Annotated in this window: 19 protein-coding genes; 6 read left to right on the top strand and 13 right to left on the bottom strand. The window is 60.9% G+C overall.

The features are described 5' to 3' along the window. Positions 1–85: 85 nt before the first annotated feature. Positions 86–1,747 carry a T9SS type A sorting domain-containing protein gene (locus tag F0P96_RS09135; RefSeq protein WP_160620263.1) on the bottom strand — a complete coding sequence of 554 codons (1,662 nt, stop codon included), beginning with the start codon at positions 1,745–1,747 and terminating at the stop codon, positions 86–88. A gap of 571 nt (positions 1,748–2,318) precedes the next feature. Beyond that, on the bottom strand, positions 2,319–4,499 hold the full coding sequence (locus F0P96_RS09130) for a T9SS type A sorting domain-containing protein (protein WP_151078554.1): 2,181 nt from the start codon (positions 4,497–4,499) through the stop codon (positions 2,319–2,321). Positions 4,500–4,954: 455 nt separating this feature from the next. Here F0P96_RS09130 and F0P96_RS09125 point away from each other — a divergent pair, with 455 nt between their 5' ends. Further along, a complete protein-coding gene (locus tag F0P96_RS09125) occupies positions 4,955–6,757 on the top strand; it encodes a M61 family metallopeptidase (protein ID WP_151078553.1) in 1,803 nt (600 codons plus the stop codon). 124 nt (positions 6,758–6,881) lie between these two features. Here the strand turns inward: F0P96_RS09125 and F0P96_RS09120 are convergent, their stop codons facing one another. Beyond that, positions 6,882–7,886, bottom strand: coding sequence for a glycoside hydrolase family 43 protein (locus F0P96_RS09120; RefSeq protein ID WP_151078552.1), 1,005 nt, complete (start codon positions 7,884–7,886; stop codon positions 6,882–6,884). A 130-nt stretch (positions 7,887–8,016) separates the two neighbouring features. Continuing rightward, complete coding sequence (locus F0P96_RS09115) at positions 8,017–8,424, bottom strand: hypothetical protein (protein ID WP_151078551.1); 408 nt, start codon at positions 8,422–8,424, stop codon at positions 8,017–8,019. A gap of 316 nt (positions 8,425–8,740) precedes the next feature. On the opposite strand from F0P96_RS09115, the gene F0P96_RS09110 reads away from it, so the two are divergent. Next, a complete protein-coding gene (locus F0P96_RS09110; RefSeq protein ID WP_151078550.1) occupies positions 8,741–9,163 on the top strand; it encodes a carboxypeptidase-like regulatory domain-containing protein in 423 nt (140 codons plus the stop codon). A gap of 35 nt (positions 9,164–9,198) precedes the next feature. On the opposite strand, the gene F0P96_RS20930 is transcribed toward F0P96_RS09110, so the two are convergent. The 4 genes from F0P96_RS20930 to F0P96_RS09095 all read right to left on the bottom strand — a co-directional run bounded on the left by F0P96_RS20930 (position 9,199) and on the right by F0P96_RS09095 (position 11,122). Further along, complete coding sequence (locus F0P96_RS20930; RefSeq protein ID WP_160620265.1) at positions 9,199–9,369, bottom strand: hypothetical protein; 171 nt, start codon at positions 9,367–9,369, stop codon at positions 9,199–9,201. 9 nt (positions 9,370–9,378) lie between these two features. Then, the gene (locus tag F0P96_RS09105) at positions 9,379–9,636 is read right to left on the bottom strand and encodes a hypothetical protein (RefSeq protein ID WP_151078549.1); all 258 of its coding nucleotides are present in this window, start codon (positions 9,634–9,636) and stop codon (positions 9,379–9,381) included. A 47-nt stretch (positions 9,637–9,683) separates the two neighbouring features. Continuing rightward, on the bottom strand, positions 9,684–10,787 hold the full coding sequence (locus F0P96_RS09100) for a PAS domain-containing sensor histidine kinase (RefSeq protein ID WP_151078548.1): 1,104 nt from the start codon (positions 10,785–10,787) through the stop codon (positions 9,684–9,686). Positions 10,788–10,855: 68 nt separating this feature from the next. Further along, positions 10,856–11,122, bottom strand: coding sequence for a hypothetical protein (locus F0P96_RS09095; protein WP_151078547.1), 267 nt, complete (start codon positions 11,120–11,122; stop codon positions 10,856–10,858). Between the two features lie 160 nt (positions 11,123–11,282). Here F0P96_RS09095 and F0P96_RS09090 point away from each other — a divergent pair, with 160 nt between their 5' ends. Continuing rightward, positions 11,283–12,905 (top strand): Na+/H+ antiporter, encoded by a 1,623-nt coding sequence (locus F0P96_RS09090; protein ID WP_151078546.1) that lies wholly within the window; start codon positions 11,283–11,285, stop codon positions 12,903–12,905. 90 nt (positions 12,906–12,995) lie between these two features. Here the strand turns inward: F0P96_RS09090 and ettA are convergent, their stop codons facing one another. Further along, the gene (gene ettA / locus F0P96_RS09085; RefSeq protein WP_151078545.1) at positions 12,996–14,663 is read right to left on the bottom strand and encodes an energy-dependent translational throttle protein EttA; all 1,668 of its coding nucleotides are present in this window, start codon (positions 14,661–14,663) and stop codon (positions 12,996–12,998) included. Between the two features lie 280 nt (positions 14,664–14,943). On the opposite strand from ettA, the gene F0P96_RS09080 reads away from it, so the two are divergent. The 3 genes from F0P96_RS09080 (at position 14,944) to F0P96_RS09070 (ending at position 17,436) form a co-directional block, all read left to right on the top strand. Then, positions 14,944–16,263 carry a DUF349 domain-containing protein gene (locus F0P96_RS09080; protein ID WP_151078544.1) on the top strand — a complete coding sequence of 440 codons (1,320 nt, stop codon included), beginning with the start codon at positions 14,944–14,946 and terminating at the stop codon, positions 16,261–16,263. Positions 16,264–16,384: 121 nt separating this feature from the next. After that, positions 16,385–16,606 carry a DUF2795 domain-containing protein gene (locus F0P96_RS09075; protein ID WP_022821757.1) on the top strand — a complete coding sequence of 74 codons (222 nt, stop codon included), beginning with the start codon at positions 16,385–16,387 and terminating at the stop codon, positions 16,604–16,606. Between the two features lie 56 nt (positions 16,607–16,662). Beyond that, the gene (locus F0P96_RS09070; RefSeq protein WP_235917438.1) at positions 16,663–17,436 is read left to right on the top strand and encodes an ABC transporter ATP-binding protein; all 774 of its coding nucleotides are present in this window, start codon (positions 16,663–16,665) and stop codon (positions 17,434–17,436) included. A 23-nt stretch (positions 17,437–17,459) separates the two neighbouring features. Here F0P96_RS09070 and F0P96_RS09065 read toward each other — a convergent pair whose 3' ends face one another. The 4 genes from F0P96_RS09065 to F0P96_RS09050 form a co-directional block, all read right to left on the bottom strand. Further along, on the bottom strand, positions 17,460–18,635 hold the full coding sequence (locus F0P96_RS09065) for a lycopene cyclase family protein (protein ID WP_160620267.1): 1,176 nt from the start codon (positions 18,633–18,635) through the stop codon (positions 17,460–17,462). Positions 18,636–18,705: 70 nt separating this feature from the next. Continuing rightward, the gene (locus F0P96_RS09060; RefSeq protein ID WP_160620269.1) at positions 18,706–19,335 is read right to left on the bottom strand and encodes an RBBP9/YdeN family alpha/beta hydrolase; all 630 of its coding nucleotides are present in this window, start codon (positions 19,333–19,335) and stop codon (positions 18,706–18,708) included. A gap of 175 nt (positions 19,336–19,510) precedes the next feature. Then, positions 19,511–20,380, bottom strand: a complete 870-nt coding sequence (locus F0P96_RS09055; RefSeq protein ID WP_151078541.1) for an LOG family protein — start codon at positions 20,378–20,380, stop codon at positions 19,511–19,513. A 240-nt stretch (positions 20,381–20,620) separates the two neighbouring features. Beyond that, positions 20,621–21,883 carry an ABC transporter permease gene (locus tag F0P96_RS09050; RefSeq protein WP_167291186.1) on the bottom strand — a complete coding sequence of 421 codons (1,263 nt, stop codon included), beginning with the start codon at positions 21,881–21,883 and terminating at the stop codon, positions 20,621–20,623. Between the last annotated feature and the right edge of the window lie 108 nt (positions 21,884–21,991).

Here is a 21,991-nt window from a genome sequence, read left to right as displayed (position 1 = left end):
TGCCCCTTGAACACACAAGCCCCGCCAGGATTTCCTGGCGGGGCTTGTGGCGTTTAGGGCGTTGGTAGCCCGGGCGAAAACAGCGTTACTCTTTCTTGAGCATGCGGCTTTCGGTGCGCTGGTTGGTAATCATTTTCACCACGTAGTTGCCGCTGGGCAGCTTGGCGCCGGGCTTCCAGTGCACCAACTGGCCGTCGATGACGTCTTTGCCCGTCAACCGGCCTTGCTCGCGCCCTACCAGATCGGTGATGATGATCTGGCTGATTTTCTCGTTGGGCTGCAGTGCGAGACGAAAATCGACGGTAGCGGTGAAGGGGTTCGGGTACATGTCGATGGGGCTGGCTTCGGGCGTGATGCGGCCCGGTTGCGAGGCCGTGCGCAGATGGTCGATGCCGGCCTGGGCGCGGGTCATTTTGTAGACCATGCTGGCGTTGCCTTCGTCCACAAACAGGTGCCCGGCCCCGTACGGAATTGTTAAGTGCCGGCCGGCTACGCTGGGAATAACCTGGTTGCCATCGATGCGCATGTTGACGCGGCTCAAGCCCTGGCCCGTGGGCTCCAGGTCGCCGTTGCGCAGTGTACGGCCCCAGATGTCGTAGGCCTGGCCGGTTTCGTAGTCGGCGCCGGCCCACGTGATAATGTAGGAATCCTTGGTCTCGCCGTAGTTGCCATAGTAGGCTACCACCGGCTGCGCGGCGGGGTTGTTGATGTAGGCGTTGTTGGTCACCGAGGTGCCGGCCGGGCGGAAGGTGCCCTGGCTCTTGCCAAAGTTGAGGATGCCGTAGTAGCTCACCGGCCCGACACGGGGCACGCAGGCTCCCGAGGCCCAGTTAATGGCTATTTCCACGTCCTGGCTCAGCTGCGGGTTGCCGCTGGCCGCAATGCGCGGCGTGCCCGATACCCCGCCCCACTCGTAGGAAGCCACTTCTGTGTATGGGCACCGGTCAAACGGATACTGCTTTACCGCCAGGTTGTCGTGGATGCTGTAGTTGCCGGTGGCATCCACGAAGTGCCGGATGTAGGTGTACGACAGGAACTGGTTCTGGCCCTCCGAAATGGCCACGTCGGGGTTCAGGCTTTGCTCCAGCAGGCTGGGCTCTCCCGACACCAGCGTACCTCGGAGGCTGCACCCGATGGAGCCGCTTAAAGTTCCGTAGGCCCCGTAGGCTTGCGAAAAGGTCACTTGCTGGGTGTAGCTGAAGCCCGGCGTGGGGTACGACGGCGACACCACCGTTACGCGGGCCTCTTCGCTGGTGGTTTCCTGCCACACAATGCCCAGGTTGCCGCGCGAGTTGCCGTCGATATTGGGGTGGGAATGGTCGCGCAGGGCACCAGTCACGCCCACCGAGCCCAGCGCCACCCGGGGCTGAATAGCAGAGAAAGTTTCGGCGCCTGGGTCCCATTCGTAGCGCTCAATATGCGTACGTCCGTAGCCATTGGTACCGGTGACGATGTACACCATGGCAGCCACAATTCGGTTGGGCCCGTTGAAGCCCACCACCACATCGGGGTCCGACAGCTTTTCGCCGGGGTTCTTCTTAACTACCAAGTGCTTCGAGGTGCCGCCGTTGCCCACGGCCCACGACAGCACCACGTCGCCTCCGGCCTGGTCCCAGGTCATCACCTGCAAGGTTTTGCCGTAGTAGTCCATTATGTCCGTGCCCGTGTTTACCACCCCGCTCACGGCTTTGCCGCCGTCGGGCTCGTAGTCGTCGGTCGACGGGTCGTAGGGAGTTTGTGCAAGCACTTGGAAAGCGTGGCCGCTCAGCAAAAAGAGCATGCCGGCAACTAGAGTAATCTTTTTCAACAACATGGGGCAAGTACATTAAAGGATACGCGTAAGCTATGGGGACTGATGGCGGCCCTGCCAAGCCGTAGCTGGCTGGCCTGCGGGCCCTGCCCGCTCGGGTTTTTCTGCATACACACGCTGTTGAAGGTGAACGAAAAAGCAGTTGCGGAGGCCCGTGAAGGGGCCGGCGCAAAATGTTCAGACAACAGCTTCCCCGCAGTGCAATAAATTTGCACTAAGCAAAGAAGCCAACAACAGGTGTGGGTAAGCGGACTAATTAATCGGAGCGGGAAGCGGCATTAAGGCCGCCGTAATGGCTCAAATGTATTCACTAGGCGCAAACCGCAAAATATTAAGCTGTTTATTTTCTATAAATTTTCAATGAGGCTTTTTCTCGGCACCACGGTATTTTCTGGCCTCATTTGTGTGGCGAAAAACGGCGAAGCCCGTTGCCGTTGCAACCGCCTGCTTGCGCAGCCAGCCACAACGACAACGGGCTTCTGTCGATCTGCTTCTCTACAGGCTCCGCCTACTGAATGGCTACCAGCGGCAGCGTGCGGTTGACACCGTGGCCGCTTACTTGCACCACGTAGGCCCCGGCCTGTAGCCGCTGCACATCCAACGGGTGTTGTGCGGCCCCCGCTAAGGTGTGGGTGCGCACCACGCGGCCCGTCAGATCGAGCACGCGCACGGTGTAGGTGCCGGCCGGCAGCGCCGTGAGGTCGAGGGTAGTGTGGCCAGCGGCCGGGTTCGGGTACAGCGCCAGCGCATCCGGGCCGGCAGCGTCGCGGCTGAACTGCACCACCTGTATGCCGCTGTAGTCGGAAGTGCCGTCGGTATCTACTTGGCGCAGGCGGTAATACACCGTAGCGAAGTGCAGGCGGCCGGCGCCCGCGTCGCGGAACTTGTAGTCGGAAGAATTGCTGGTGGAGCCGTGGCCGGCTACGCGGCCTACTTTCTCAAAATCGCGGCCGTTGGCAGAGCGTTCTACGTCGAAATGGTCGTTGTTTTTTTCCTGCGCCGTGCCCCAGGTCAGCACCGCATCGGCGGCTTGCGCCACGGCCTCAAACCGCGTGAGTACCACCGGCAGGGGGTTGCCGCTGATGGCGGTGGTGACGGACGCATTGTTGTTGGCCGGCGTGGGGTCGGGCACCACCAGCGAGGTGGCCGAGGCCAAGCCCGTAACCGGGCCGGTGACGGGCGCCGTAAACGTAACGCTGTTGGTCACGGCCGGCGCGTTGCTGACCATGCTGGTGACGCGGGCAAACGTTACCCAGCCGGTGCTGGGGTCGTAGGTACCGCCCGTTACGCTGCCCGTGGGCAGGCCGGCGGGCAGGCGCAACTTGGGCGCCACGTCCATGGCCGTTACGGCCCCTTGGTTTTGCGTCGACATGGCATACGTAACGCGCGCACCCGCTGCGGCATTGGCCGGCCCCGATACGGCCGTGGCCACATCGGCGCCCTGCACCGTCACGCGCATGTTGGCCGGGCTGGAGGTGTAGTCGGGGCCCAGAATCGACTGCATGGTGTAGGGCACTACCACCGTACCGGCAAAGCTGCCCGAGGGCGTAAACGTTACCACCCCGGAATTATCAACGGCGAAGCTTCCCTGCCCAGCGACTGTCAGCGTGGTTTGCCGGCCGGCCGTGTTGGGGTCGAGGTCAACGGAAGCCACATCGATGCTGCTGCCGGGTGCCACGTCGTTGTTGAGCACGTTCAGCGTGACGGGGCTGTTGTAGGGCGTGCTGGCCACGTCGGTATTGGCGAAGGGCACCTGCACGATGTTCAGGTTGCGGATTTCGTGCACGTTGGTGCTGCCGCCGGTAGAGCCGGCAAAACCGAGGCGCAGGTTTTGGGGCGGCGCGGGCACGGCAAAGTTGTCGATGGCCGTGCGAATGGCGCTGCCGTGCTGGATGCGCACCGTAATGCGGTAGGTGGTGGTGGAGCCGGTGGTGGTGGGCACCACGTCGATGAAAGCCCGGCGGTAGTCGGCAGAACCGGCTTGGGCGCGGGCAGTGGCCACGTCGAGGTCGAAACCGAGGGCGTCGGGGCCAGTGCCGGTCAGGTAGGGATAGTCGGTCGTGGCCGAGCCGTCGCCGGCGCCGCGAATGGCAATGGCGTTGGGCGCTTTGCCGCTGGCATCGAGCGTGCTGCTACCGCCCGAGCGGCCTTCGCTGCCGTTGGAGTAGTTGCCAAATTCATCGATACCGATGCCAATGTAGCCCCGCGACACCCCGGCTGCCGCCGGCGAAACTGTTTTTTGGGCGTAGCCGAGCGACCCGCCCGAAGCCCCGATTCGGAAGCCGCCGGGCTGGTTGCCGTCGACGAGGAACACGCTGAACCCGTCGGCGCCATCGGTGGTTGATTTGCCGTAGGAGAAGAACTCGAACGAGATGGTGAAGCCTGCACCGGCCGGGAAACCCACGTTGTCGATGGCGTAGCCCGCTTGGTTGGTGGTAGCATCGGTCAGGCGCAGGTAGCCCGCGCCTACAGCGTCGTTGCCGTTGCCACCGACGCCTGTGAGCTGGGCCGAGCCCCCAAACGTAAAGTTGGAAGCCGCCGCGTTTTTAAAGGTTTCATTGCGCGGAAAGGCCGGCGTGCTTTGCGCCGCCACCGGCGCCACCGACGAGCCCCACGCCATCAGCATCAAGGCCCAGCGGCGGGCGCGTGGCGACGCAACCTTTACCAAAAGAGTACAAGTTTTATCCATAGCAGTACTAGTGGTGGAATGAAAGTGAAAAATGCACCTGACAAGGTTCACTAAAGGAAGAAATGTTCTTTCACAGAAACAATAGCCTATCCTATCACTTTCTTATATAAATACTATTATTTTCAATAATACACGTAATTTTGATTGATTTGTATAAATAAAGACTATTTATACACACCCATATACAGGCATTATCTTTAAAAAAACCGCATTGTTTCACGCTCAGCTTTTTATAATCATATCAATAACAAGCACACCTTATATAACATCATACACACTTCGATTCATACCATTACCCACATAAGAATATGCATTAAGTATGGATTGGCTGTGCTAGGCACGACGAAACTTCTATGGTGCATTGGCCTGAGCAGACTTTTGGGCAATCGTTATCTTGCTGCACGCAACGCTACGGCCCCGTTTCCCTTCTCTTGGCCGACACTCCCTCAATCTGCATGAATCTACTTCCCCGCCTGGGCCTGTTGGCCGGGCTACTCACCGCTTCCCTCGCCGCCTCGGCTCAGCAAGAGCTGATCTATACCGTCGACATCGACCCGGCCGTTTCGACCAACGAGTTTCGGGTGACGCTGGCCCTGCCCAAGCTCAAGAAAGACCAAGCCGTGTACCAGTTTGCCTCCACCGCCCCGGGCACCTACCAGGTAATGGACATGGGCCGGTTTGTGCGCAAGTTTGAGGCCTTCGACAAAAAGGGCAAGCCGTTGGAAAGCAAGCAGCTGTCGACCAACCAGTGGCAGCTGGCCCAGCCCGATAAGACCCGGGAAATCCGCTACACCATTGCCGAAACCTGGGACACTCCTGTAAAAGAGCACCGCATCTACCGCATGTGCGGCTCGTCGCTGGAAACCGACCACGCCCTGCTTAACGGCCAAACCATTCTGGGCTACCCGCAGGGCATGCAAACCCGCCCGCTGCGCCTGAAAATCAACTACCCCACGGGCTGGAAAGCCGGCTCGGCCCTTACGCCCGACGGCCAGGGCTACTACCACGCCAAGGACTACGACCAGATGGTGGACTCGCCCATTCTGCTGGGCCGCCTGACGGAAGCCACCACCAAGCTCGGCGACGCCGAAGTGGCGCTGTACTGCTACTCCAAAACCGACCAGATCAAGGCCGAACCCTTGCTGGCCGACATGCAGAAGATGCTGGGGTCCGCCAAAAATTTCCTGGTGGAGCTGCCCGTAAAGCGCTACGCCTTCCTCTACCATTTCGAAGACCAGAGCCAGGGCGCGTGGGAGCATTCCTACAGCTCGGAGTACGCCCTGCAGGAGCAGCCCCTCACGCCCGAGTACGCCCAGCAGATTACCGACATGGCCGCGCACGAGTTCTTCCACATCGTCACGCCGCTCAACATCCACTCCGAAATCATCGAGCACTTCAACTTCGTGCAGCCCACCGGCTCGCAGCACCTGTGGCTCTACGAAGGCACCACCGAGTGGGCGGCCCACATGATGCAACTGCGCGGCGGCCTCATCACACTCGATCAGTACCTGAACACGCTGCACAACAAAGTGGCCTACGACCACCTGCAGGCCGATACTACTTATTCGCTGAAAAAGCTGGGCTTGAACTCCTTCAGCGACGAGGGCCAGCAGCAGTACGGCAACATCTACCAGCGCGGCGCCATGACGGCTTCCCTGCTCGACTTGCGCCTGTTAGAGCTGTCGGGCGGCAAGCGCGGCCTGCGCGACGTGCTGCTGGAGCTGACCAAGAAATACGGCCCCAGCAAGCCCATCAGCGAGCAGGCGTTTTTTGATGATTTTACGCAGTTGACGTACCCCGAAATCCGGGACTTTTTCACCCGGTACGTGGAAAACGCCGAGCCGCTGCCGCTACAGGAATACTACGCCAAAGTAGGCATCCGCTACGACGCCAACCTGCCCACCGGCCGCAAGCTGGCGTCGTTGGGCACCAACGGCTACGGCATGCAGTCCACGGGCGTCGTCTTTACGCAGGTGAGCCCCACGCTGCAAGCCTGCGGCGTAGCGCAAGGCGACCAGTTTGTGGCTTTCAACGGCAGCACGCTGCAACCCGAAACGATGCGCGCCACCTTTGCAGCCATGCAAAGCGCGAAGCCCGGCGACGAAGTGGAGCTGACCATTCGCCACGACGGCGCGGAAAAGAAAGTGCGCTGCCGCACGGTAGCGCGGGAGGAAATCAAACGCTACAACTTCGCCGTCAACCCGCAGGCGACGCCCGCGCAGCTGGCCTTGCGCCAGGCTTGGCTAAAGAACCAGTAGCCGCTTCATTTTGCCCCCAACGCACCCACGCCCCGGCCACTTGGTCGGGGCGTGGGTGCGTTGGGGGTACTGGCAAACTGCTGAGTTTACTGTAGCTGAGCGCGTGTAGCTCTTCTCCCCACTTCTATACTGCGGCTGTGCTGGGTGCGGGCTGCGGGGTGCGCGTGGGGCCACCGGCAGCCACGCGGGGCCAGCCATCCACGTATTCCAGGCGGTCGAGCAACAGTACGCGGCGCGAGTACCCTTGGTCGGCATCGATGGCGTCGAAAGTGGGCTGCTGCGGGTCGATGGCGTGGTAGGCCAGCCAGTCGGTACCGGCGGCGTCGCGAATGACGCAGTTGTGGCCCGGGGCGCGCCAATGGACATTGGCTTCGAGAATGGTGCTGTGGCCGTGGCCCAGAAACTGCGCCAGGGTTTCGAAAGGCCCGGTGGCGGCGCGGGCCCGAGCCACCATCACGCCGTAGTGGGCATCGGGGCCGCAGCAGTTGTTGCCGGAGTAAAACAGGTAGTACCAATCGTCGCGCAGCACTACCCAACTGCCTTCCACCAAACGCTGGTAGTTATCGGGGTGCTCGGTTGCCACGGGGTGCACCAGCTCTATTACCGGACTGCCGGGCAAAAACGACACGCGGTCCTCAGCCAGTTCGCGCACCATCAGCGGCCCAAACCCGGAGCCCCAGTACAACAAGCGTTGGCCGGTAGCGGGGTCATCGAAGGCCATAGGGTCGATGTGTACGAAGCCGGGGCCGCACTGCAGGGGCTGGCCTACGTCTTGGAAAGGACCGGCGGGGCTATCGGCCACAGCTACGGCCAGGCACAGGCCGTGGTCGGGCTCGGGGCTGGTGTTGGGCTTGGCCGAGTAGTAGAGGTAGTAGAGGCCGTCGTGCAAGCTTACGTGGGGCGCCCAGAACTTCTGCGTGGCATCGGCCCAGGCGGGTTTCTCGGGCAGCGCGTCGCCGAGGTGTTCCCACTGCACTAGGTCGCGTGAGCGGGCCACCTGCATGTTGAGGATGAGCGTGCCGCGCACCTTGGTTTGGGTACCGTAGGCGTAGTAATACCCGTCGGGGGCCAGAATGATGGTCGGGTCGGCGAAATCGTCGTCGAGAACTGGGTTTTGGTAGGTGTGCATCTGTGCTGCCCGCTGCTGCCGGCCGGGTAGCCAGCCACGGGGTTGGGTTCAGGTATTGCTGGACGTGCGCCGCCTGGTTTTGGTTGGCTGGCTAGTGCGTTTAGCTGTTCAGATGTGCGCCGAAACGGCACTACCCGGCGGCATTGCGCTGCTTTTGCAACCACACATAGGCCGACGCCACATCGTCGAACGTAGCCACTACGGGCTGCTGGATAAACTTCACGGTGGCCTCGGTAGCCTGCCGCGCTTCGAATACGCGCGGGTACACCCAGGCTACGTACTGCAGGCCCGCCCGCTGCATTTCCTCCAGCCACCAAGCACCCCACACGGTCAGCTGCACAGTGGTGCGCGTAATGCTGGAATTGTCGTTCAGAATCTTGGCGCAGGGAAACTTGCGCAGTGCCTCAAGCATCAGCAAACAGCAGGTCTGCGACGACTCCTGGTCGTGCTCCCCTTTCCAGTCAACGTACAGCCAGTTGTTGACGGCGTCGAAGCCGATGGTGATGCTGGGCGTATCGGTAATGGGCTGTAACTGCATAAAAACGCCAACGGCAGCTACCGCACCGTCTATACACAAAGATAGGCTGCCGAGGAATGCTGGTAAAACACAAGCACCTAGGCAGAACCGAAAAGCAATAACGGAGTATACAATAAGCCGCGCTTTGCGGGCTGTTATGCCGTATTGCCACAACGCCCCTTTATCAATACAGCATGGCCACTAGGCTATATATAACACTTAAAACTTTGTTAGATGCTATTTACACCCTCTTTTATATTCCTTATCAAATATTTTTTTGAATTATTACAACTAATTATTTACCTTTAACCGTCGACTAACCGCAACCACCTCCACCATGCGTTTTCTGCTTACTTCCGCCCTTGGCTTACTGCTGGCATTTTCGCACGCAGCCACTGCCCAATCTGCCGACCCTACCGAGCGCATCGCGTTGGCGCAACCGACCGCCACACCCACGGCAGCGCCCATGCAAACGGTGCGCGGCCAGGTTATTGACGAAGACGGATTGCCCTTACCGGGGGCCACGGTGTTTGTGAAAAGCACCCGCCAGGTTTACAGCACCAACGCAGACGGCTACTACACGTTCAACGTCACCTCGAACACGGCCCAGGTTGTGCAAGTCAGCATGGTGGGCTACTCCGACGTGGAAATGACGGTGCGGCGCCAAAACGCCAACCCGGTCACCTTGGAGCTCCTGCCGGGCACGCGCATCAAGCAAACCGGCCGCAACAAAGGCAAAATTGTATCCATTGGCCGCTAGGCCTGATCTTCTCTAGGCGCAGCCTTCGCGCGCAACTACGCTGGCACTACGGCGCGCGGCTGTTGCCGACGCGAATCCACGAGCCACCGCATGGCGGCTTGCTCCTCGGTGAAACGCTGCACCTGGTAGGGCCGGTTGCCGAAAAACGAAAGCGGCGGCACTTGCGAGTCGGTTTCCAGTTCGCGCAGGTGGTGCGGCGCAAACAAAAACGCGAGTTACACCGTGCCGGGCAGCCGCTGGGCCAGCTTCGGAAAGAAGTATTCCACCATCCACGGCGTGCGGTCCTTGTTGGAGTCGGCACGGCGGCGGGCGTCGATGAGCCACGTGTGGCATTGGTGCCGGGCGGCGGCGTTCAGCAGCTCCTCGTAGCCGGCCTGCAATTCCTCAGCGGTCGGCTGGCGCATCCAGCGGCTCACCAGCACGTCCAAATCGGGACGGTAGGTGAGCTGTAAAACTTCGGGCGACAACGACATAGCAGCAAGTTTGACGGCCTGAAAGGTACGCTTTTGCCGCCAGGTGGCTACGGCCGGCCGGCAGCGTCAAAGTCTTTGGGCAGTTTGAGGTAGAAAGTGGTGCCGTGCCCTTCGGTGCTTTCCACCCAAATGCGGCCGCGGTGCAGCTCCACAATCGTCTTGATGATGGACATGCCCAACCCGGTGGCCTTTTCGCCGCGCAGGCCGGTGCGCCGGGCCTTGGTGAACTTATCGAACAACACCGGCAACAATGCTTCGGGAATACCAATGCCCGAATCGGCCACGGCAATGCGCACGTGGTCGGGTTCGTCCCAAAGCTCTACCGCAATGCGGCCGCCGTCGGGCGTAAACTTGAGGGCATTGCCGATGAGGTTGTTGAGCACCTGCATCAGCTTGTTTTCGTCGATGCTGAGGTAGATGGCGGGGTGCGAGGCCCGCAGCTCGAAGCTAATATTCAAGCTCTGCTGCCCGCGGCGGTAGTTGTCGACGGTAATGCCCACGCGCTCAACCAAATCAACTCGTTCGCGGTGCAGCTCCACGTTCACCGAGTCGAAGAATTCGGTGTCGACAAAATCGTGGATCAGGTTCACGCTTTCGCGGCAGGTTTCCTCGATGATGCGCAGCAGCTCCTGCAGGGATGCATCGGGCAGTTGCTGGGTGCGGGCCCGCACCTCCACGGCCGCTCCGTAGATGACGTTGAGCGGCCCCGCCAGATCGTGCGAGAGAATTTCCAGCGTGGAGTTCTTCTTGTTGTTGAACCGCTCGGCGTTGCGCGAATACTCTTTGCCGGCAGTTATGTCTTCTACCAAGCCGCTGAGCAGTACCGGCCCCGCCGGCTGCGGGTGAACCGCGGCTTTCAGGCACACCCACTGCGTGGCGCCACCAGCCCGCACGAGGCGCACCTCCACGTCTTCGTGCAGGCGCCCGCGCACCAGCTTGTCGAGGCACTCGGCCGCGTAGTCATGGTCGTCGGGGTGCAAGGTGCGCAGCAAGGCCGCCAGGTCTTCGTCGGGGTGCGTTGGGCGCAGGCCCAGTACCGGCCCCGCGGCTTGGTTTACGTACTGCAGCCGGCGGGCCGTCAGGTCGTACACAAAAAACACTTGGCGGAGGTTTTCCACCACGCTTGCGACTGGTAAAGCAGGCTCAGACATGGGAGCAGAATAGCAAAGAGCAGGCACAAGATAGCAGCTACACCCGTACCAGAAATGGCGGCTGCGGGTTACGCGCCAAACGGCCGCACGGCGTACCAGATGTTACCGTCTTCTTCAAAGCTGCGCGTGTCGATAACCACAATCAGGCCTTGCTCCACGTGTACCCGGTCGCCCACGCCGGGCAGCACGCCGTGGCGTTGCACCACCAGCCCAATGGCCGCGCCGATTTTGTCTTCCAGCTCGGCAATTGCTTCCTGGCCGGCGTCGCGCCCGTGCTCGTTGTACAACTGATCGGCGTATTGGTGGTTGAGGTTGAGCTGAAACGGAATTTGCATGGGTTGATGCGTTGAAGGCGACGTGGGAAGGGAGGAATACCGGCATACGGAAATCCGGCGGCGGTGGCCTTGCGCAGAAAGGAATCGGCTTTTTGACGGCCAGCGGCTACCTTCCGGCGGCGGCAAGTGCCGGCCGCAACTTCATACGCTCCGTTTGCCAATGCCCGAAAGCACGCTCCACGAGAACATTCTACTGGTGTTGGGTCTCCTGTTTGCTATGCTGCTGCTCGTCATGCTGGGGCAGAAGCTGCGCATCTCGTACCCCATTTTCCTGGTGCTGGCCGGTTTGGCGCTGAGTTTGGTGCCGGGCCTGCCACTCATCGTCATCGACCCGCACCTCATCTTCCTGATTTTCTTGCCGCCGCTGCTCTACCAAGCCGCCTGGGATACTTCCTGGAAGGACTTCTGGCGTTGGAAGCGGCCGATTACGCTGCTGGCTTTCGGGTTGGTGTTTTTCACCTCCACCATCGTGGCCTACGTGTCGCAAGCCATGATTCCGGGCTTTACGCTGGCGCTGGGCTTTCTGCTCGGCGGCATCATCTCGCCGCCTGATGCGGTGGCGGCTACCTCGGTGCTCAAGGGCATCAAGGTACCGCGCCGCGTGACCAGCATTCTGGAGGGGGAAAGCCTGATCAACGACGCCAGCAGCCTGATTGTGTTTCGGTTTGCGCTGGCGGCGGTGGTATCGGGCACGTTTTCGTGGCACACCGCGGCCACTAGTTTTCTGCTGGCCAGCGGCATGGGGCTGGCTATTGGCTTGGCCGTGGGCTACGGTTTCTACCTCATTCACAAGTACCTGCCCACCACCCCCAGCATCAATACGGTGCTCACCTTCATTGCGCCCTACGTGATGTACCTGCTGGCCGAGGAATTCCATTTTTCGGGCGTGCTGGCCGTGGTCAGCGGCGGGCTTATGCTGTCGTACCATTCGCACCGGGTGTTCGACGCCGATACCCGGCTGCAGGCCAACAGCGTGTGGGCCAGTGTGGGCTTTGCCCTCAACGGGTTGGTGTTCATCCTTATCGGGCTGGAATTGCCCGTAGCGGTGCAGGGCCTGGGGTCGTACTCCCTGCGCGAGGCCATCAGCTACGGCCTCATCATCAGCGTCATCGTCATTCTGATTCGGATGGTGTGGATGTTTCCGGCGGCGTTTGTGCCGCGCTGGCTGTTTCGCAGCATTCGTACCCAGGAAACCAGTCCCGGCTGGCAAGGGCCCGTCATCATCGGGTGGGCCGGCATGCGCGGCGTGGTGTCGCTAGCGTCGGCGTTGTCGGTGCCGCTGCTGCTCACCAACGGCGACGCGTTTCCGCAGCGCAACCTGATCCTGTTCATCACCTTCGTGGTCATCCTCGTCACGCTGGTGTTTCAGGGGCTCACCCTGCCGGCGCTCATTCGTTTCACCGGCGTCGCGCAGATAGAGGAACGCATGCCGACCGATGAGCAGGAAGCCGGTATTCGCCTGCGCCTGCGCCGCGTCGCCCTGGCGCATTTGGCGCAGAACTACGAAGCCGACATTTGCACCAACGAAATGATTAGCGCCCTGCAGCACCGCATGCAAGCCGAGGCCCAGCGCACCGGCAACCTGCTGGAAGCCCTCGACTACGACGAATCGAAGCGCAAGGCCTTGCAACGCTACCACCAGGTACTGCTCGACGTGCTGCAAGTGCAGCGCGAAGAGCTGTTTGTGCTGCGCCAGGAAGATGTGTTTGAGGAAGAAATGCTGCGCCACCAAGAAGCCCAGCTCGACCTCGACGAAGCCAAAATCAGCCACATGCCCCACTAAATGGGACCGGCTGCGGCAGTCGAAAAACAAAGCGTCCTTCCCCGGCCGAAACCAAGGAAGGACGCCGCCTAAACTGCCTGAAAACGCAACTTAGTTGAGGCTGCGGTACCGCACCCGCTTGGGCTCCACGTCCCCGAGGCGCTTCTTCTTGGCCTCCTCGTAGTCGGAGAAGTTGCCCTCGAACCACACCACCTGCGAGTCGCCCTCGAAGGCCAGGATGTGGGTGGCCAGGCGGTCGAGGAACCACCGGTCGTGGCTGATGATGACGGCGCAACCGGCGAAGTTTTCCAGCGCGTCTTCCAGGGCGCGAATGGCATTCACGTCCAGGTCGTTGGTCGGTTCGTCGAGCAGCAGCAGGTTGGCGCCCTGCTTGAGGGTGGTGGCCAGGTGCACCCGGTTCCGCTCCCCGCCCGAGAGCGAGCCGACTTTCTTTTCCTGGTCGCCGCCGCGGAAGTTGAAGTTGCTCACGTAGGCGCGGGAGTTCACCTGCCGGCCGGCCAGCAGCATGGTTTCGGTGCCGCCCGAAATCGTCTCAAACACCGACTTGTTGGGGTCCAGCGTGTCGTGCTGCTGGTCCACGTAGGCAGTCTGTACGGTGGGCCCAACGACAAAAGTACCCGCATCCGGCTCCAATTGTCCCGTAATGAGGCGAAACAGCGTGGTTTTGCCGGCGCCGTTCGGGCCGATGATGCCCACGATGCCGCCCTGCGGGAGGTTGAACGAAAGGTTCTCGAACAGCAGCTTGTCGCCGAAGGCCTTGGTCAGCCCCTCGGCCTCAATCACCTGCGCCCCGAGGCGCGGGCCGTCGGGGATAAACAGCTCCAGCTTCTGCTCCTTTTCCTTGGCGTCGGCCGTCACCATCTTGTCGTAGCCGGCGAGGCGGGCCTTGCTCTTGGCCTGACGCGCTTTCGGGGCCATGCGCACCCATTCCAACTCGCGCTGCAGCGTCTTCTGGCGCTTGCTCTCGGTCTTTTCCTCCTGGGCCAGGCGGTTCGACTTCTGCTCCAGCCATGAGGAGTAGTTGCCCTTCCACGGAATACCCTCGCCGCGGTCCAGCTCCAGAATCCAGCCAGCCACGTTGTCGAGGAAGTACCGGTCGTGGGTTACGGCAATGACGGTGCCCTTGTACTGCTGCAGGTGCTGCTCCAGCCACAGCACCGATTCGGCGTCCAGGTGGTTGGTGGGTTCGTCGAGCAGCAGCACGTCGGGCTCCTGCAACAGCAGGCGGCACAAAGCCACGCGGCGCTTCTCCCCGCCCGAGAGGTTGCCGATGATGGCATCCGGCGCGGGCGTGCGCAGCGCGTCCATGGCCCGCTCCAGCTTCGAGTCGAGGTTCCAGGCGTCGAGCTGGTCGAGGCGCTCCTGCACCTGGCCCTGGCGCTCCAGTAGCTTGTCGAAGTCGGGGTCTTCGCCGCCGAAGGCTTCGTTGATTTCCTCGAATTCCTTGAGCAGCGCCACGGTTTCGGCGGTGCCTTCCTGCACCACTTCCAGCACCGTCTTGGTGGGGTCGAGCTGGGGCTCTTGCTCCAGGTAGCCCACCGAGTAGCCCGGCGACCAAACCACGTCGCCCTGAATCTGCTTGTCGACGCCGGCAATAACCTTCAGCAGGCTCGACTTACCCGAACCGTTCAGGCCGAGTACGCCGATTTTGGCCCCGTAGAAGAAGGAAAGGTAAATGTTCTTGAGAACCGTTTTTTGGGGCGGGTACACTTTGGTAACCCCGGCCATGGAGAAAATAATGGTGGGCTGGTCGCTCATGCAGAGAAGCTGAAAAAGGAGGTCGGACGGAACGCAACGGCCGCGCTGCTCCCGTTGCCGGGAGAAAAACTTGCCGTTCTCACAAAGCTACAGCCCGCGCGTTACAGTATCTTGCCCCGGCGGCCAACCTTTGCCCGTCCGGCAACGTTCCGCCCAAATTACCCTTGGATAGCAGCTTTTTCTGTTGCTTCTTTGGAAAACACAAAAGCCGTACATTCGTCCGTTTTTCGCGCTCCACTTCCTCTCCGCTCACACCTTTATTCCCGCTCCTTTTATCCCTATGGAACAGCAAGAGCACCTGCTGAACCAGGCCCGCCAGTTTGGCTATATCGAAGACACCCAGGTTTGGCTGAAGCCGTTCATGGATTTCCCGGCCCGCCAGGTCGGTCAAGTCAAAGATACCCCGGAGGCTGCCCTCGTTTACTTCGCCCAGCGTTTTGAGGCGTTCCGCGCCAAGGTTGATGACCTGCTGGCCCGCATCGACGAATCCGAAAACAAGGGTTCGTTTCTGATGAAAGCCCTGCACCTGAAGGAGCAAATTGGCTCCTACGACGGCCTCGGCGACTTCACCGAGCTGCACAACCGCCTCACCGCGGCCGAAGACAACATTCGGACCCTGGTGGCCCGCAACCGCGAGAAAAACCTGGCCACCAAAATCAGCATCATCGAGCAGGCCGAAGCCCTGAGCAACACGGTGGACTGGCAGGCCGGCGCCGACGAGCTGAAAGACCTGCGCCAGGCTTGGATCAAGACCGGGCCGGTGCACAAAGACATTACCGAGGAAATCGAACAGCGCTTCCAAGCCGCCGTCGACCGGTTCTTCGCCCGCCGCAAGGCATTCCAGGCCGATAAAAAGGCCATGACCAACCGCTCCCTCGACAAGTACAAGGCGCTGATTCAGCGTTCCGAGGCGCTGCAGAACTCCGAGGACTGGGAAGAAACCACCCAGAAGCTGAAGGTGCTGCAGCAGGAGTGGAAGGAAATTGGCGGCTCGCTGCCGCGCAAACAAGCCAACGAACTGTGGACGCGTTTCCGGGCCGCCCACAACCGCTTCTTCGACCGCCTGAAAGACCACATCAGCAGCAAGCGGGTGGAGGTGAAGGACAACTACATGGACGACAACCTGGGCCGCAAGCGCGCCCTGGTGGCCGAAGCCGAAGCTCTGCTGGAACGCCCCATGCACGAGGCCGTGAACCGCGCCAAGGAGCTGCAAGCCGCCTGGAAAAAGGTCGGCCCCGTGCGCGGGCCCGAGTCGGACCAGGTGTGGGAGGCCTTCCTGGGCGCCTGCGACAAGGTGTTTGAGCTGAGTGCCCTGGAGCACTACGTGCGCAAGCGCCTGCCGCAGGACGGCCCCAAGCCCACCAGCCAGGAGCAGCTGAACCTGCGCCTGACGGCCCTGCGCGACTTCATCAAGTACGACCGGCAAGAGCAGGCCGTGCTGGAAGAAAACCTGGGCAAGCTCTCCGACGCGCCGGCCAACGAGGCTTTTCGCAACATGCTGCAGAGCAAAATCCGCACGTTCGAGCGGAAGATCCGCACCAAAAACGACCTGATGGACCTGGTGCGGCGCCGCTACGAAGGCGCCACCAACATTTCCTGATATTTTACGTTGTCGGGACACAGTAGCGCATCCTGACACGCTGGCAAGGCCCGCCCCAATGGCCGCCTTTTTGCTTGCGCCCCGGCGCTTCATTTTACCCACCTTTTTTGCTTACCACGATATGTACTGGACCCTGGAACTCGCCTCGTACCTGGAAGATGCTCCCTGGCCCGCCACCAAAGACGAGCTGATCGACTACTCGATTCGCTCGGGCGCCCCGATGGAAGTCGTAGAAAACCTGCAGGCCCTTGAGGACGACGGCCAGCCCTACGAAAGCATCGAGGAGGTGTGGCCGGACTACCCGACCAAGGAAGACTTCATGTTTAACGAAGACGAATACTAAGTGCTGGTTGGGCTTGCTGATTGTTATGGGGCAGCCGGTCTGCCCGCGTTTTGCGCGTGAACAACCACCAATCAGCCGTTAGCCAATCATCATCAGCTCCCACGCTCAGCGTGGAGAATCTGGTTGCGGGGTACGAACAACGCGTTCTGCTCCGCAACCTTTTTTTGCGCCTCGACGCGCCGGCTTTTGTGGCCATCATCGGGCACAACGGTGCGGGCAAAACCACGCTCTTTCGCGTGCTCACCGGCCAGTTGCCCTACCAGGGCCGCATCGAGCTGGCGGGCCAAGACGTGCTGCGTTTGCCGCGCCGCGTTGCCGACGGGCTCTTGGCGCATCTGCCGCAGCGCAACGCCGTGGCGTTTCCCATCGAAGTGCGCGAATTGGTAGTCATGGGCCGCTTCCGGCACCGTCGCGGCCTGCTGGCCGGCTATTCCCCCGCAGATTACGCCCTGGCCGATGACGCCCTGGCCCAGGTAGGCGCCACGCACCTCGCCCACCGCGACTTTCCGCAGCTCTCGGGCGGCGAGCAGCAGCTGGTGTGGCTGGCCCAGCTGCTGTTGCAGGATGCGGCCCTCTGGCTCCTCGATGAGCCCACCCAGCAACTCGACGTGTACTACCGTCGCCGTGTGTTCCGGCTGCTGGAAACCTGGGTCCAGACCCGCCAGAAAACCGTCCTCTGCATCACCCACGACCTCGACCAGCTTCCCAACCTGCCCGGCTTCCTGCTGAACCTTTCTGCCCCGCAGCCGCAACTTGAGCCACTTAGCGAAGCCACTGTAGCTGCCGCTCGCGAGTGGCTGGAAGACGAAGCCAGCTTGATGCGGCACTAAATGCGGCCCGTCGCTCTTGGCGGCTAGCTGATGCGGCGTTTTCCGGGCCGGCCGCGCAGTACGTGGCCGATGGAGCGCAAAAACGGCCACGGTTTCACCGAGTTCATAATGCGCAGGTTGTCGGCCCAACTGGTGCGCTCATCGAGAAAATCCAGAATCCGCTCGACGGGGTTATGGGCAAACAGCTCGGCAAAAATGTCGCGGGTGGTTTCGCCTTGCCGCTGCATAATGTCGAGCAGCAGGGTATCGAAGAGGCGGAATTGCCATTGGTCACCGGTGAGGTCGGCGGGCAGGCGGCCGGTGGCGGCAAGGGCGGCGGTGAGGCGGGCGGCGTGCTGCTGCATGCGCCGGAACGCGTAGCCAGTGCTGGCCTTCACGCGCCCGCCCCGGGTACCCAGGTGCACAATGTTGGTGCCTGAGCGGTCGGCAAACGGCTGGTCGGTCATGGGAATCGCGCCAGCTTCGGTTTCGATGATACGGTACGTGCGGCCCGCCAAGAATGCCTGCAAATACAGCCGCAAAGCGTCTTCGTACTCGTGCCGCGGCAGTTGCGCGCCCGAAAACAACGTGTACTCGACCAATGCCCGCCGCTTGCTGAACGGCAACACGTACACGAACCGGCATTCGTGGCCCTGCGGCACCCGAAAATCCATGAACACCGGCGTGTCGGGGTCGAAAGCGTCGTAATCGGTTTCCACTTCCCACCCCACAAAGTGCTGCCACAAATAGCGGTACTTGGGGTCGTGCAGCAATTGGGGCGGGCGGCTATCGAAGGCGTAGCGGGCCGTAAACTCGCCCTGGGGTGTGCAGGCTACTACTCCCATAGCGCCGTTTTCGAGGCTGTCTACAGTCGTGGGCACCCACGTAAACTGCTCGGGGCGTTTGGCCAGCTCAGCCCGCACGAAACGGTAGAAATCGATGCCACGAACGGTGCAGTAGCGGTGCCGCTGCAAGGGACGCACCACATCGAGCTGCGGACTCCGGAAGGCCAGCTGCCGCCATTCAGCGGCTACTATGGCGTCGAAAAGCGTTGGCTCGTCGGTCCAGAACGACCACGTGCGGTCGTTCTGGTCTTTTGCCGCGGGCTCGAGCAGCAGCACACGCTTATGGCGTAGCCGCGGCTCCTGGCTGATGTGGTACGCCAGGCTCAGTCCGGCCGCGCCGCCGCCCGCCAGCAAATAATCGTAGTCTACCGTCACGGGCACAAAAGAACACCGGCGGCGGAAATACTTCCGCCGCCGGTGTGTATACAAGGCAACCGCCGATTGGTTACGACACGCGCTCCATGGGCTCGGTCCAGGCACCGGCCAGGTCGCGCACGGCGTCACGCACGTCCATATCGAGGGCGGAGCTGAAATGCTGACGGCCAGCCAGAATGCTCACGCGGGCGTGCAGGCGTTCTACCCACAGCTGCTCGTTTTGCTGGTAGCCCGAGGTGTAAGGGTCGTCGTCGGAAAGCAGCACCATGAGCTTGTCTTCGGGAATCAGGCGCCGGGCCTGCTCGTAGTCGATGGGCGCATCCATCCAGTTCAGAATGTCCTGCCACGGGCTGTCGACCGAGAACCAGCCGGCCACGCACAGTACCCCGCCCACCTGGGCAGTAGGAGCTTCTTGGCCGGCTTGCGCGAGGTAGTGCAGAATAGCCAAGCAACCCACGCTGTGCCCCACCAGGTACACATCTTCGTTGAGTTGAGCAGGCGGCAGCACTTGGGCCAGGTAGGCGTTGGCCTGCTGGATGGTGGGCAAGTCCCACGAAGGCATGTTCAGCAGATGAACTTGGTAAACGCAATTGTCTTCGCTGCCGGAAGCTTCCAATTGCTCTTTGAGCCAAGGATACCAGTCGCTGGAAGCTGAGCCGCCCCACCGGGGCACTACATAAACGTGTTTGGTAGAACGCATAATGCGCAGCATGAAAAGGTGGAGATTGATCGATAACCAGCCGCAACTACGGCTTCGGGCCAGGCCAATATATTCAATAATTTATTTAAAAAGCAACATACCCTTGCTAAAACAAAATTGGCGGACGCAACCGAAGTCGCATCCGCCAATTGCCTGAGGCAAAGCCTCTCGTGCCTTAGAAGTTGGGTGAGAGCAGGTACTTGTGGTAGAAATCGTCGATGATTTTCACGGCCTCGGCCGCGTCGTCCACAATTTGCACCAACTGCATGTCTTCGGCCGAAATGTTGTGCTCCTCGTGCAGCATCACGTCCTCAATCCACTGGAACAAGCCTTTCCAGTAGGCCGAGCCCACCAGCACGATGGGGAAACGGCCGATTTTGCGGGTCTGAATCAGGGTAATGGCCTCGAAAAGCTCGTCGAGGGTGCCGAAGCCGCCGGGCATGCCAATGAAGCCCTGGGCGTACTTCACGAACATCACCTTGCGCACGAAGAAGTAGTCGAAGTTGATAACCTTATCGGGGTCGATGTAGATGTTGTGCGTCTGCTCGAAAGGAAGTTCGATGTTGAGACCTACCGACTTGCCACCCTCGCTGCGGGCACCTTTGTTGCCGGCTTCCATGATGCCAGGGCCGCCGCCGGTGATAACACCGTAGCCGTGGCGCACCAGCTTGGCCGCAATTTCTTCGGCCATTTGGTAGTAAGGGTTGTCGGGTTTGGTGCGGGCTGAGCCGAAAATCGACACACAAGGGCCGATTTTGGACATTTTTTCGAAGCCCTCCACAAACTCGGCCATCACCTTGAAGATCTGCCAGGAGTCGGCAATCTTAATCTCGTTCCAGTCTTTGTCGACGAAGGCTTTCCGAATGCGGTGCTCGTCTTCCAGCGTACCGGCGTCGGTAGTATTGGCGCCAGCCTGCTCGCGCAGTTCGGTGATGGACGTTACCTTATTGTCGTTGACGTCGGGCTGCACGATGGTACGGCCGCTGCCGGCGTTGTGTGCTTCTTCCTGAAGCTTGGTTTTGCTGGTTTTTTTCAGTTTGGTCATGGCCACGCTGATGGGTTAGGCGGGTCCGCCTGAGAGCTGAGCTACCGCACATTATCGAGCGCGGCGGACCGGGTGAAGGGGAAAGAAAAGGGCAAAAGAAAAGCCGCTCCGCCAGCAGGCGGAGCGACCAAAAGTACGGACCCGCAATTTAACAATTTATTAACATCCTGCTACCAAGCTGTTACTTTTTTCAGCCAAAATAAGCCTAACCCGGCCCCGGATACAGGGGCTGTTTCGGCCCTACTTGGAGCGAATGGCAATAACGGGGTCCATGTTGGAGGCCAGCACCGCCGGAATGATGCCCGACAGCACGCCAATGACCACCGACAAGCTCAGGCCCAGCACGATGCGGTTCATGGACATGAATACCTTCAGTGAGTCTTGCGGCACCAGCGTGATGAGGTAGACCAAGAACAGCCCGGCCGCGCCGCCAATCAGGCACAGGAACACAGCCTCGAAGAGGAACTGGAACAGGATGAAGTAGTTTTTGGCGCCGAGCGACTTCTGAATGCCGATGATGTTGGTGCGTTCTTTCACCGACACGAACATGATGTTGGCAATGCCGAAGCCGCCTACCAGAATGGCAAACGAGCCGATGACAGCCCCCACCAACCCAATCACGCTGAAGAGCTTGGTAATGGCGTCGGCCAGCATTTCGGGGCGGTTGAGGGCAAAGTTGTCTTCTTCGCGCGGCTTGAGGCCCCGGATGTTGCGCATGGCCCCGCGGATTTCCGATTCGAGGTTTTGCAGGCCGGGGTCGTCGTCGCGGCCTTTCACGGCCAGAATGGCCTGCGCCCCGGTGAATCCACCCGTGCTGATGGCGAAAATCTTGCTGAAGGCCCCGACCGGAACCAGCACGTTGGTGTCGTTGCTGGGCGTGTCGAGCAGCTTCTTGCCTTCCTTTTCCATCACGCCCACAATGGTGAATTTCTGCCCGCGGGTGCGAAACACCTTACCCAGGGCCGAGCCGTTGGGGTACAGGTTGTGGGCAATATCGTAGCCTACGATGGCCACGTTGGCAGCGCCTTCCACCTCCTGCGGCAAGAAGTAGCGGCCTTCGGTCACGGGCACGTCGGACACGCGGCGAAAGTCGAAGGTGACGCCTTGCAGGGCCACGCTTTCCACGCTGTTGTCGCCGGCCTTGAGGGTGTTGCCGCCCTGGGCCGCAAACAACGCCACGCCGCGGTGGCTGTCGGCGGGCAGCAGGCGCTGCAGAGAGCGGAACTCGCGCTGGGTGGGCAAGGGGCGGTTGAAATATTTCCACCACGGGTATTCGCCCCCGAAAGCCCAGGGCCATTTCTGCACATAAATCACCTTGTCGCCCACGAAGTTCATGCTCTGCCGGATGCTGGCCTCGAGCGAATCGACGACGGTGAAAACGGCAATGATGGCGAAGATGCCCACTGTGACGCCCAGCAGCGACAGAATGGTGCGCAGCAAGTTGGCGCGCAGCGCCTGCCACGCAAACCGAAAGCTTTCGAGAACCAGGCGCAGCGTTTTCATCAAGGGTAGATCAACTAGGTCGGGCAAAGGACGGCAATCCTCGTGGGTTGGAGGTACGGCCGCCGAAAAACAGGCAAGGGCTTAACCATTCGGCTGCGGAGCCGTTCA

The sequence above is a fragment of the Hymenobacter busanensis genome, from assembly GCF_008727865.1.
In the GTDB taxonomy this organism is placed as follows: domain Bacteria; phylum Bacteroidota; class Bacteroidia; order Cytophagales; family Hymenobacteraceae; genus Solirubrum; species Solirubrum busanense.
Note: the sequence above shows the minus strand (reverse complement) of the source record. Positions and strands in the feature narration are given on the sequence as shown.